General features: G+C 54.9%; 10 protein-coding genes. 9 read left to right on the top strand and 1 reads right to left on the bottom strand.

Going from position 1 to position 12,746, the window contains the following annotated elements:
* Positions 1 to 63: 63 nt before the first annotated feature.
* The 5 genes from rluD to ilvN all read left to right on the top strand — a co-directional run bounded on the left by rluD (position 64) and on the right by ilvN (position 7,142).
* Positions 64 to 1,026 (top strand): 23S rRNA pseudouridine(1911/1915/1917) synthase RluD, encoded by a 963-nt coding sequence (gene rluD, locus QGM61_RS11485; RefSeq protein WP_237134696.1) that lies wholly within the window; start codon positions 64 to 66, stop codon positions 1,024 to 1,026.
* Positions 1,016 to 1,831, top strand: a complete 816-nt coding sequence (gene pgeF, locus QGM61_RS11480) for a peptidoglycan editing factor PgeF (RefSeq protein WP_281133074.1) — start codon at positions 1,016 to 1,018, stop codon at positions 1,829 to 1,831. Before rluD ends, pgeF begins: the two co-directional genes overlap by 11 nt.
* Before the next feature lie 120 nt (positions 1,832 to 1,951).
* Positions 1,952 to 4,558: an ATP-dependent chaperone ClpB gene (gene clpB / locus QGM61_RS11475; protein ID WP_281133073.1), complete on the top strand. Its 2,607-nt coding sequence runs from the start codon at positions 1,952 to 1,954 to the stop codon at positions 4,556 to 4,558.
* A gap of 366 nt (positions 4,559 to 4,924) precedes the next feature.
* A complete protein-coding gene (locus QGM61_RS11470) occupies positions 4,925 to 6,649 on the top strand; it encodes an acetolactate synthase 3 large subunit (RefSeq protein ID WP_237134693.1) in 1,725 nt (574 codons plus the stop codon).
* Between the two features lies 1 nt (position 6,650).
* Complete coding sequence (gene ilvN, locus QGM61_RS11465; protein WP_237134692.1) at positions 6,651 to 7,142, top strand: acetolactate synthase small subunit; 492 nt, start codon at positions 6,651 to 6,653, stop codon at positions 7,140 to 7,142.
* A 193-nt stretch (positions 7,143 to 7,335) separates the two neighbouring features.
* On the opposite strand, the gene ilvC is transcribed toward ilvN, so the two are convergent.
* On the bottom strand, positions 7,336 to 8,805 hold the full coding sequence (ilvC, locus tag QGM61_RS11460; RefSeq protein ID WP_272907347.1) for a ketol-acid reductoisomerase: 1,470 nt from the start codon (positions 8,803 to 8,805) through the stop codon (positions 7,336 to 7,338).
* Between the two features lie 151 nt (positions 8,806 to 8,956).
* Here ilvC and ilvY point away from each other — a divergent pair, with 151 nt between their 5' ends.
* From ilvY to QGM61_RS11440, 4 genes are all read left to right on the top strand, one after another.
* A complete protein-coding gene (gene ilvY, locus QGM61_RS11455; protein ID WP_281133072.1) occupies positions 8,957 to 9,892 on the top strand; it encodes an HTH-type transcriptional activator IlvY in 936 nt (311 codons plus the stop codon).
* 49 nt (positions 9,893 to 9,941) lie between these two features.
* Positions 9,942 to 10,781 (top strand): CDP-diacylglycerol--serine O-phosphatidyltransferase, encoded by an 840-nt coding sequence (pssA, locus tag QGM61_RS11450; RefSeq protein ID WP_237134690.1) that lies wholly within the window; start codon positions 9,942 to 9,944, stop codon positions 10,779 to 10,781.
* Positions 10,782 to 10,842: 61 nt separating this feature from the next.
* Positions 10,843 to 11,886 (top strand): protein-methionine-sulfoxide reductase catalytic subunit MsrP, encoded by a 1,044-nt coding sequence (msrP, locus tag QGM61_RS11445; RefSeq protein ID WP_237134689.1) that lies wholly within the window; start codon positions 10,843 to 10,845, stop codon positions 11,884 to 11,886.
* Between the two features lie 108 nt (positions 11,887 to 11,994).
* Positions 11,995 to 12,573 carry a sulfite oxidase heme-binding subunit YedZ gene (locus QGM61_RS11440; protein ID WP_281133071.1) on the top strand — a complete coding sequence of 193 codons (579 nt, stop codon included), beginning with the start codon at positions 11,995 to 11,997 and terminating at the stop codon, positions 12,571 to 12,573.
* The last annotated feature ends 173 nt before the right edge of the window (positions 12,574 to 12,746 follow it).

Below are 12,746 nucleotides of genomic sequence, written 5' to 3'. Positions count from 1 at the left end.
CAGTCGACTATTTAACCACATCAGTGCCACAGAACCCAAGGGCGCAGAGGCCTCAGTTTTACCATGACCGATACAATTAATCTTAGCGCCACCGTTCCCGAAGAGCTTGATGGCTCCCGCTTGGACCAGATTGCTGCGAATTTGTTCAATGACTATTCGCGGGGTCGACTGCAGCAGTGGATCAAGGACGGCGTGCTGCGCGTCAACGGACAGGAGCGTCGATCCAAAGACCGGCTGCTGACTGGCGATGTGCTGGAGCTACGCGCTGAGCCGGTAGCAGAGGAGGCCAGCGAATGGCAGGCTGAGCCGATCGAGCTCAATATCGTGTATGAAGATGAATCAGTCCTGGTCATCAACAAGGCCGCAGGCACCGTGGTTCACCCTGCTGCCGGCAATCGCTCCGGCACCCTGATGAATGGTCTGCTTCACCACTGCCCGGAACTGCACAATATCCCGCGTGCCGGGATTGTGCATCGACTGGACAAGGATACAACCGGGCTGATGGTGGTCGCCAAGACCCTGCCGGCACATCACCGGCTGGTCAGGCAGTTGCAGCGCCGTGAGGTGACGCGCCAGTATCAGGCAGTTGTCTGCGGTGTGCTGACAGCCGGCGGCTGCGTTGACGAGCCGCTGGGACGTCATCCGGTGCACCGGAAAAAACGCGCAGTAACCGAAAGTGGCAAAGAGGCCGTCACACACTATCGCGTGATTTCAAGATTCAAAGCGCACACCCATGTGCAGCTGCAGCTGGAAACCGGCCGTACCCACCAGATACGGGTACACATGGCGCATATCCGTTATCCGCTGGTTGGTGACCCACTGTATGGTGGTCGTTTGCATATACCATCCGGCGCGACACCGGCCCTGGCCGAGCAGTTGCGCGGATTCCACAGACAGGCCCTGCATGCAGCCAGACTTGGATTCTTACACCCCGCCAACGGTGAAGAAGTCAGCTGGGAGGTGCCATTGCCCGAGGACATGCAGATACTGATCAACACCTTGCAGGAAGATGCGCGTGGCAGATGATGACCGGGAGCTCTGGCAACACAGTGAGGACGGCCAGGTTTGCTGGCTGGTGCCGCAGTGGCCAGCGCCCGACTCAGTCTGTGCGCTGGTAACTTCGCGACAGGGCGGTGTCAGTGTTGGGCCGTATTGCGGGCTTAATCTTGGTACTCATGTTGATGATGATCCTGCACACGTGTCAGCAAACCGGGACCTGTTGGCGGAACAACTGCCGGCGGGATTGCGGCTGGGCTGGATGAAACAGGTGCACGGCACGCGTGTTATTGACGCAGCCACTATCGATGATGAGGTTCCGGAGGCTGACGCAGCGTGGGTGTCGACACCTGGCGCGGCGGCAATTGTAATGACTGCGGATTGTCTGCCGGTGTTCATAGCGGATCAGCAGGGCTCGGTCGCAGCGGTAGCGCACGCAGGCTGGCGCGGACTGCTGGATGGGATACTGGAAAATACTGTCGCCAGCCTGCCGGTGGATCCAGGCAAACTTCTGGCCTGGCTGGGGCCGGCCATCGCTGTCTGCCACTTTGAGGTGGGCGACGAAGTAAGAGAGGCCTTTCTGGGCCGGGCCGAAAGCACCACTCAGCGCTCTAAGATCGCGGACAGCTTCTTACGCAGCCCGCAGCACCCCGACAAGTGGATGATGGACATATACCAGGTCGCCAGAATCAGGCTACGTGCTGTTGGCGTTGAAGCCGTCCATGGCGGCAGTTTGTGTACTGTCTGTGACGATACCCACTTTTTTTCCTACCGTCGCGATGGTGTCACCGGACGCATGGCGAGTGTGATTTACATCAAACAATCCGCTACTTGACGCTTGTTGGGGAGCGGCCTACTTGAAATTCCCCCGTGTCACCGCAATCTTTATTGGCAACCAAGTTAGTAATCCGGCGTGCCCAGCCTCTCGCTTCCGCATGCCAATCGAGGTGATGCTATGAGAATGGATCAATTAACCAGTAAATTGCAGGCTGCCCTGGCGGATGCGCAGTCCATGGCCCTGGGCAATGACAACAATTTCATTGAACCCGTACATCTGATTTTGGCGCTGCTTGATCAGCGCGGTGGTTCAGTGCGGCCGCTGCTGTCGCAGACCGGTTTTAACATTCAGGAGTTGCGTGATGGTTTGCAGGCCATCGTCAAACGCCTGCCGACAGTGGAAGGCACCGGCGGTGACGTTGCCATGTCCAACGAGCTCGGGCGCCTGTTGAATCAGGCCGACAAGATATCGCAAAAAGGCGGTGACAAATATATTTCCAGTGAAACCGTCCTGCTTGCGGCCATGTCCGATAAGGGCGAGATGGGTAAACTGCTGAACAGCTTTGGCGTCAGTGAAAAAGCACTTGAAAATGCAATCCGCAATCTGCGTGGCGGCGATAAAGTGACGGATGCTGGTGCGGAAGACGCATTTCAGGCGCTGCAAAAATATTGTATCGATGTCACCGAGCGTGCCGAGCAGGGCAACCTGGATCCGGTGATTGGCCGTGACAGTGAAATTCGCCGAACCATTCAGGTGCTGCAGCGACGGACCAAGAACAACCCGGTGCTGATCGGTGAACCCGGCGTCGGCAAAACTGCTATCGTCGAAGGCCTTGCCCAGCGAATCGTCAACGGAGAGGTGCCGGAAGGTCTAAAAGACAAGCGCATTCTGGCACTGGACATGGGCGCCCTGATTGCAGGGGCCAAGTTCCGCGGCGAGTTCGAAGAACGTCTGAAAGCAGTGTTGAATGAGCTCTCCAAGCAGGAAGGCTCTGTCATTCTGTTTATCGATGAAATTCACACCATGGTCGGCGCCGGCAAAGCCGATGGTGCCATGGACGCAGGCAATATGCTGAAACCGGCGCTGGCACGCGGGGAATTGCATTGCGTCGGCGCGACAACACTTGATGAGTATCGACAGTACATTGAAAAGGACGCCGCACTGGAGCGACGCTTCCAGAAAGTGCTGGTCGAGGAGCCTTCCGAGGAAGACACCATTGCCATTCTGCGCGGGCTCAAGGAGCGCTACGAAGTGCACCATGGCGTACAGATTGCGGACGCAGCCATCATCGCCGCAGCTCGGCTGTCGCAGCGCTACATTCCGGATCGTCAGTTGCCCGACAAGGCTATCGACCTGATCGACGAGGCGGCCAGTCTTATCCGTATGGAGATTGACTCCAAACCTGAGGAAATGGACAAGCTGGAACGACGCCTGATCCAGTTGAAGATCGAGCGCGAGGCTCTCAAGAAGGAAGAAGATGAGGCGTCCAGGAAGCGACTCGAAAAGCTGGCTGACGATATTACCAGGGTAGAGAAAGAATACGCCGATCTGGAAGAAATATGGAAAGCGGAGAAAGCTTCTGTGCAAGGCACTCAGTCCATCAAGAGTAATCTGGAAAAGGCCCGGGCTGATCTGGAAATCGCCCGCCGGGCGGGCGACCTGGCGCGCATGTCTGAATTGCAGTACGGCATCATCCCCAATCTGGAGAAGACGCTGGATATGTCGACCCAGGCGGAAATGATGGAGATGAAGCTGTTGCGCAACCGCGTGACGGAAGAAGAGATCGCGGATGTCGTGTCGCGCTGGACCGGGATCCCTGTCTCGAAGATGCTGCAGAGTGACAAGCAGAAACTGCTGGAAATGGAGCATGCTCTGCACCGTCGGGTGATTGGGCAGGAGGAGGCCATATCTGCCGTCGCCAATGCCGTGCGCCGCTCCCGATCTGGTCTGTCGGATCCCAACCGTCCGAACGGTTCATTTCTGTTCCTGGGGCCGACCGGTGTTGGTAAAACCGAGTTGTGCAAGGCGCTGGCCGAGTTCCTGTTCGATACCGAGGAGGCGATGGTCCGAATCGATATGTCCGAATTCATGGAACAACATTCAGTTGCCAGGTTGATCGGCGCGCCGCCGGGGTATGTGGGTTATGAAGAGGGCGGTTATCTGACTGAAGCTGTCCGCCGCCGACCCTATTCAGTGCTGTTACTGGATGAGGTGGAGAAGGCGCACCCTGACGTATTCAACATCCTTCTGCAGGTGCTGGATGACGGACGCCTGACTGATGGACACGGTCGCACGGTGGACTTCCGAAATACGGTAATTGTAATGACGTCCAATCTGGGTTCGGATCGCATTCAGGAGATGCTGCTGGATCCGTCGGACGAGAACGCCTATGAGCAGGCCCGGCATGAAGTCATGAATGTGGTGACGCGACATTTCCGCCCGGAGTTTGTGAACCGCATCGACGAAACGGTGGTTTTCCACCCCTTGCTGGCCTCACAGATCAGGGGCATTGCGGATATCCAGATTGCCTCACTGAGCAAGCGGCTGCATTACAACGACCTTGGACTCGAGGTGTCGCCAGCGGTGCTGGACCGGATTGCCGAGCTTGGCTACGACCCGGTTTACGGTGCGCGACCGCTAAAGCGAGCGATTCAAAACTGGATCGAGAACCCGCTGGCGCAGCGTGTGATAAAGGGTGAGTACCTGCCAGGTGACCGGATCACGATTGATGTTGGCGCCGACGGGTTCACATTCGGCAAGCAGGGGGCAGGCAGTCTGCACTGATGACTGCCCCTGTTGAAAGTCTCCTTGCGCCTTGACAACAGGCGGAATCATGGGACAATTGTCTGCTCACAACCGGCGCTCCACTCTGAGTGTCCGGTTGCTGCAGACTGAGAAGGTAACCCCCTCCCCGACTCTGCAAGACAGGCCACAACAATTATTGCCGACAGCCTGTCGACCGGTGTGCCGCAATCGGCGCCCACACCGGTTCCTCATAGGTGACTGACAAACCACCTATGGCTTCAAAGTGTTACAACGCAAGAAGCCGCTCATCTTTTGATATAAACTAGCGCCGGATTATCGCGACCTCGCGGTATTCCTTCGATGTCATTGCGACATGGAAAATTGGATTCAATAGAGGCTAAGACTGTGGAATTGCTTTCTGGTGGTGAAATGCTGATTCGTGCTCTGCACGACGAGGGCGTTGAGCTTATGTTCGGTTATCCGGGCGGCGCAGCGCTGCATATTTACGATGCGATATTCAACCAGGACAAGGTGGATCACATTCTGGTACGACACGAGCAGGCGGCGACGCACGCTGCCGACGGTTATGCCAGAGCCACCGGCAAGCCTGGTGTGGTGCTGGTGACCTCGGGCCCTGGTGCCACCAATGCCATTACCGGTATCGCAACTGCGTTTATGGACTCCATTCCGATGGTGGTGATCTCCGGTCAGGTTGACAGCTCGCTGATCGGTTCCGACGCATTCCAGGAAACCGACATGGTGGGTGTCTCTCGCCCCATCGTCAAACACAGCTTCATGGTTCAGAAAGCTGAAGATATTCCTGCCGTTGTCAAAAAGGCGTTCTACATTGCGACCACCGGCCGGCCTGGCCCGGTTGTCATTGATGTCCCGAAGGACGTCACAGATCCGGCACGCAAATTTGAGTATCGCTATCCTGAATCAGTGAAGATGCGCTCCTACTCGGTGCCCGCGAAAGGTCACACCGGGCAGATCAAAAAAGCAGTGGAAATTCTGTTGGCGGCCAAGCGTCCGGTTATTTACGCCGGCGGTGGTGTTATACAGGGTAACGGCTCAGAGCTGCTGACCCGCCTGGCGCAAACACTCGGGTTTCCGATTACCAATACATTGATGGGTCTGGGTGCTTACCCGGCTACGGACAAACAGTTTCTCGGCATGCTGGGTATGCACGGTACCTACGAAGCCAATATGGCCATGCATTTCAGCGATGTGGTGCTGGGTATTGGTGTTCGCTTTGACGATCGTGTGACCAATGCTGTCAACAAATTCTGCCCGGGGGCCAAGATTCTTCATGTTGATATCGACCCAGCATCGATCTCCAAAACCGTCGCTGCTGATGTCCCCATCGTGGGTTCGGTCACCAGTGTTCTGGAAGAAATGCTGGAGTTGATTGGTAGCGCGGACGCCCGTGTCGACAGTAAGTCGCTTGAATTGTGGTGGCAGCAGATTGAGGGCTGGCGGGCCAAGCAGTGCCTGAAAGTCAAATCTGCAGAGGGTGAAACCATCAAGCCTCAGCAGGCGGTTCAGAGTGTTTACAAGGCAACGCGAGGCGAAGCCTATGTATCCTCTGATGTGGGTCAGCACCAGATGTTTGCCGCGCAGTATTACCATTTCGACAAGCCACGCCGCTGGATCAACTCCGGCGGACTGGGCACCATGGGTTTTGGTTTTCCTGCCGCGATTGGCGTGCAGCTGGCCTATCCTGACGCAATCTCAGTCTGTATCACAGGCGAGGGCAGTATTCAGATGTGTATACAGGAACTGGCTACCTGTCTGCAGTATGGTCTGCCGATCAAGATTGTGTGTCTGAACAACCAGGCGCTGGGTATGGTCAAGCAGTGGCAGGACATGCAATACGGTGGGCGTCACTCGCACAGTACCTATTCTGAATCACTGCCTGACTTTATCAAGCTGGTAGAGGCTTACGGGCACGTCGGAATGCGCATTGAGAAACTGTCCGAGCTGGACAGCAAAATGGAAGAAGCATTCGCGCTGAAGGACAAGCTGGTATTTATCGATGTGGCAGTGGATCAGGCTGAGCATGTTTACCCGATGGCTATCAAAGGCGGGTCAATGAAAGACATGTGGTTGAGCAAAACGGAGAGAACATAAGATGCGGCACATAATTTCCATACTGTTGGAGAATGAACCTGGCGCCCTGTCTCGTGTTGTCGGTTTGTTTTCTCAGCGTAACTACAATATTGAATCACTCACTGTGGCACCAACTGAAGACCACACGCTGTCACGATTGACGATCACCACCATTGGCGATGATCGTAAGATCGAGCAGATCACCAAACACCTGAACAAACTGATCGATGTGGTGAAACTGGTGGATTTGACGGAGGGTTCGCATATTGAACGCGAACTGATGTTGATCAAGGTGAAGGCCACCGGCGCTCAACGTGCCGAGATCAAGCGCACCACGGATATTTTCCGTGGACAGATCGTTGATGTGACCAGCACGGTTTACAGCATTCAGTTGACCGGAACCTCTGACAAGCTTGACAGCTTCATCGCTGCTCTGGGCAATGCAGCGGTACTGGAAGTGGCGCGTACCGGTGTGACCGGTATTTCAAGAGGTGAGAAAGTACTGAGCCTGTGAAGGCTCAGTTATCCCGGTGTGGTGAGCCGCGGACATGCTTTATTTAAAGTATGAATGCGGCTGATATGTGATCTGTGCCGAATGCACTGAGGAAAATAAGTAAACGTTAGCGAATCTCAAATCTGCATTATCTTGATTGACGTGAGCACCTGCGCCTGGAAGGGCACAGGTGACTCACTATCACAGAGGCGATTTAGATCGCCTTTTTCATCGCAGTCATGTAAGAGCGCAGACGACGACCTACAATCTCGATCGGATGGTTACGGATAGACTGGTTCACAGCAATCAGTGCCGTGTTGTCGACGTTGTTGTCGCTCAACTGCAGGCCCTTGCCGATTACGTCAGTGTCAACTTTCTGCATGAAACCTTCCAGCAGCGGCACTGCTGCGTGTGAGAACAGATAGCAGCCATACTCAGCAGTATCTGAGATCACCTTGTTCATTTCATACAGCTTTTTACGACCGATCAGGTTGGCGATCAGTGGTGTCTCGTGCAGTGACTCGTAGTAGGCGGACTCTTCGATAATGCCTGCGTCCGTCATGGTCTCAAAGGCCAGCTCTACACCGGCTTTCAGAAAGGCGGCCATCAGAATGCCGTTGTCGTAATACTCCTGTTCAGAAATATCCATGTCACCGGCAGTCGACTTTTCGAATGCTGTCTCACCGGTCTGTTCGCGCCAGGTCAACAGGTTCTTGTCGTCATTTGCCCAGTCTTCCATCATGGTGCGTGAAAACTCACCGCTCATGATGTCGTCCATATGTTTCTGGAACAGTGGTGCCATAATTTCTTTAAGTTCCTGGGCCAGTGAGTTGGCAACCAGCTTGGCAGGATTGGACAGACGGTCCATCATGTTGGTGATGCCGCCGTGCTTGAGGCCTTCAGAAATAACTTCCCAGCCATGCTGGATCAGTTTGGATGCATAACCGGCTTCGACACCTTTCTCGATCATGCGGTTGTAGCAAAGAATGGAACCGGTCTGCAGTACGCCACAAAGAATGGTCTGCTCACCCATCAGGTCGGATTTTACTTCCGCAATAAAAGAAGACTCCAGAACACCTGCACGATGACCGCCGGTAGCAGCCGCGTATGCCTTGGCCAGTTCCAGGCCTTCGCCCTGCGGATCGTTCTCCGGGTGAACCGCGATCAGGGTCGGTACACCAAAGCCACGTTTGTACTCTTCGCGGACTTCTGAGCCCGGGCACTTGGGCGCTACCATGATGACGGTCAGGTCGTCACGGATCTGCATGCCTTCTTCAACAATGTTGAAGCCATGTGAGTAGGCCAGGCAGGCGCCTTTTTTCATCAATGGCATGACCTGCTTGATAACAGAGGTATGCTGCTTGTCCGGTGTCAGGTTGAGTACCAGGTCGGCCTGTGGAATCAGGTCTTCGTAAGTGCCGGCAGTAAAGCCATTTTCTGTGGCGTTTTTCCATGACTGGCGCTTCTCGGCAATAGCCTCAGCGCGCAGGGCGTAGCTGATATCCAGGCCGCTGTCACGCATGTTGAGGCCTTGGTTAAGGCCTTGTGCGCCGCAACCGACGATGACTACTTTCTTGCCCAGCAGACGGTTGACGCCATCAGCGAATTCGGCTGTATCCATAAAACGGCATTTGCCGAGTTGCTGCAGTTGCTGGCGCAGTGACAAGGTGTTGAAGTAATTCATAATCCGGTCCTTTATTGCAATCAGGTTGAATTTGGTCAGGCGGCCATACTAATAGGTGAGCATGCTTGCGTAAAATGATATATTGTCAATTTCGTATTGCGAAAATTGCAACAAAATCGACTGGCGCGCCAGAGAGGCACGGTATCTTGGCATGGATATCAGAGATCTAAAAATGTTTTTGGCTTTGGCGCGCACGCTGCATTTCGCCAAAGCCAGTCGCGAACTTCACATCAGTGCGTCGGGGTTGACGCGCGCCATTCAGCGACTGGAGCAGGAGCTCGGGGTGGTTTTGTTTGAGCGTGATCGGCGCTCGGTCAAACTGACGGCCGAGGCCTACCTGGTCAGGGATTTTGCGAACGATGTCGTTGATCGCTGGCAGCTTCTCCAGGCAGGGCTGCAATCCGACGAAGTGGTGCGAGGGGCTTTGAGTCTGTTCTGTTCGGTGACCGCGAGCTACAGCTTTCTGCAGGCCTTGATGCAGAGGTTTCGTGCCGAATATCCGCAGGTTGAGCTGCAATTGCACACAGGTGATTCGGCGCAGGCCCTGTCACGCGTGAGCGATGAGCTTGATGCTCTGGCAATAGCAGCGCTTCCTGAGCAGCTGCCTGACAGTATGGAGTTTCTGCCACTTGGCCATTCGCCACTGGTGTGTATCGGACCCACGATCGACTGCCCGTTGCGCCAGGCCTTGCAGCGGGCTGAGCAGATAAATAAGTATGATTGGGCGCAGATCCCGTTGATACTCTCTGAAACAGGCCTGTCGCGCCAACGCCTTGAGCAGTGGTTTCACCAGCGTGGTATTAAACCGCGGGTTTATGCGCAGGTATCCGGACATGAAGCCATGGTCAGCATGGTGAGTCTTGGCTGTGGTATTGCCGTGGTGCCGCGGGTTGTCGTTGACAACAGTCCATCGAGTGCGCACATTGAAGTGCTTCCGGTCATGACTGAGCTGGAGCCATTCACAATCGGCCTCTGTGCGCTGAAGCGCCGCTTGAGCAATCCGCTGATCAACGCTTTCTGGAAAGTGACCGAATCATTGTCCGACCAGCATGAGCGCTCACTGCAGCGTTTTGACAAGCGTGTATAATCGGGTGCACCGAGTGTGGTAAAGAATCACCAACAACAGCGAGTAATACATGAGCGATAAGTCGCAGCAAGACAACAACTCACAGGATGACAGCGACAGCTTTATTCCGATCGATGAACACGAAGAGTTTGTGTCAGAAGGCGGGCGCAAGATCAGCCGCAAAGGCATTTATCTGCTGCCCAATCTGCTGACGCTGGGCGCTTTGTTCGCGGGTTTCTACGCGATCATAGCTGGTATGAATGGCAATTTTAATGCGGCTGGCTGGGCGATTCTGGTGGCCGCCGTTATGGACGGGCTGGATGGTCGCGTGGCCCGGTTGACCAACACCCAAAGCGCCTTCGGTGCGCAGTTCGACAGTCTGGCAGATATGGTGTCCTTTGGTGTGGCGCCGGCGCTGATCATTTTCAGCTGGACGCTGTCCTCACTGGGCAATGCGGGCTGGGCCGCGAGTTTCATCTTCATGTCCTGTGCGGCGCTGCGGCTGGCGCGCTTCAATGTGCAGCTGGGCACCGTCGACAAACGTTTTTTTGTTGGTTTGCAAAGTCCGGTCGCGGCTGGGCTGGTAACATTCGTGGTGTGGGTTGCGTACAAATACAATATTCAGCCAGGTTACTGGACTGCGATCGGTGCAGCATTACTGACAGCGATTACCGGTTTGTTGATGGTGTCAAATTACCGGTATTACAGCTTCAAAGAGATACACTTCAAAGGGACTGTCCCCTACGTCGTATTCGTGATGGCAGTAGTATTGCTGGTGGTGATCGCGCAGCGCCCGCATGAAGTGCTGCTTACCATGTGCGTAGTTTACGTTTGTTCCGGTCCTGTTATTGGAGCATACAAGAAGTTAAAGCTGCGTCGCGAGCAAACCGGACAGTCGGCTGAACCGTAATGACAGTCAGGCCAATGAAAGCACCTTAGTTTCAGACACCCAAGTCTCAGGGAGTGCAGTTATGTTGATCAAGACCAAACGAGAAATACCGTCATCAGAGATTACACCTGAGTCAGTTTATCGCAACCGTCGTAAATTCATGACTGATGCCTTGAGTTTTGGGGCGGTGGGGGCTTCCGGACTGTTGATGCCTGGTCTGGCGGGTGCAGCCTCTGGCGATGGTCTGCGTGCCAGGGCGCCGGCGGACCTTGAGCGATCAGCGCCGGCGCAGTGGTGGGAAGATAAGTTCAGCAATATTGAAGCAGCGGAGCGGGGCGGCCCGTTCTGGACAGACGAGTCTCTGACGCCTTACCAGGATGTCGTGACTTACAATAACTTTTACGAGTTTGGCATGGACAAGGAAGATCCCTACCGTAACTCGCAGTCTTTTAATGTCGACCCCTGGTCTATTGATATCGGGGGTGAATGCGCGAAACCCGGCGTGTACCATCTGGAAGACCTGGTGCAACCTGCGCAACTGGAAGAGCGAATCTATCGCCTGCGCTGTGTAGAGCGATGGTCGATGGTGATTCCCTGGGTTGGCTTTTCGCTGGCTTCCCTGATCGAACGAATGGAGCCGACCTCAAAAGCCAAATATGTCGCCTTTGAAACGCTGGTGGACCCTGAGCAGATGCCCGCTCAACGCAGTCGTTTCAGTATCGTCGACTGGCCCTATCGGGAAGGGCTGCGCATGGATGAGGCGATGAATCCGCTGACTTTCCTGGCGGTGGGTCTCTATGGTAACTACATGCCACCTCAGAATGGGGCGCCGATCAGGCTGGTAGTACCCTGGAAGTACGGCTTCAAGAGCGTCAAGTCCATCGTCAAGATCCGATTTGTTGAGGAAGAGCCGCCCACCACATGGAATATGATGCAGCCAAATGAATATGGTTTTTATGCCAATGTGAATCCGAATGTTCACCACCCGCGCTGGCGTCAGGACATGGAAACAAGGCTGCCGCGTACCCTGTTCAGCCCGTCGCGTCAGGAGACCCTGATGTTTAATGGCTATGGAGAGGAAGTGGCGCATCTGTATCAGGGTATGGACCTGTCCCGTTATTACTAGGCCCGTTATTACCAGGAGAAAGGATTGACTGCGCGAGCTGCGCCGGACTGGCGACGCAACCCTTCGCTATGGCGTTGGATCAGGTGGGGCATCTGGGGTTTGGCCTGCATGCCTTTCCTCTATCTGTTGCTGGGTGCGATACAGAATACCCTCGGGGCTGACCCTGCTAAAGAACTTGCTCTGGAAACGGGTCGCTGGACTTTGCGTTTTCTGCTGATGAGTCTGGCAATCACGCCAATGCGAGAACTGATGGGGCTTACCGGAGCGGCTCCGCTGCGCAGGACCCTGGGCCTGTTCGCACTGTTCTATGCCAGTCTGCACTTTGTAGTGTATGTCGTGTTTCTGCTTGAGCTGCGCTGGTTCGAGGTCGGTGACGATATTCTGGAGAGGCCTTATATCACGGTCGGCTTTGTATCTTTTCTGATTCTGGCCGCCATGGGAGCAACATCTCCCAAGCGTATGGTGCGTCTGATGGGCAGGCGTTGGAAACCGCTTCACCGACTGGTTTATGTTGCAGCTATTCTCGGTGTATTACACCTCACCTGGATTTTGCGTACAGATGTTTTCGACGCAGTATTTTATGGTACACTACTCGTCCTGCTTTTGGGGTACCGACTAGTGCAGTATTTTAGACGACAGGCCAGGCGATCAAATCGCGCCGGCGCATCGTCAGTTTCGAGTCAGTAACCCAGTCAGGTATGCAGGTTTCAATCGCACACTGGTGCATAATATTGGGACCTCGTCAGGGCTCGACAAAACTTCTTAACAAATTTTTGTCAAAGTGCTTGCAGGCATCAAAAACTGTGGCATAATGCGCGCCCCTGACAGCTGAAGGGCAACTTCAGCAGGCAGGCCCGGTA

The organism is Pseudohongiella sp. SYSU M77423 (assembly GCF_029911965.1).
GTDB lineage: Bacteria > Pseudomonadota > Gammaproteobacteria > Pseudomonadales > Pseudohongiellaceae > Pseudohongiella.
Note: the sequence above shows the minus strand (reverse complement) of the source record. Positions and strands in the feature narration are given on the sequence as shown.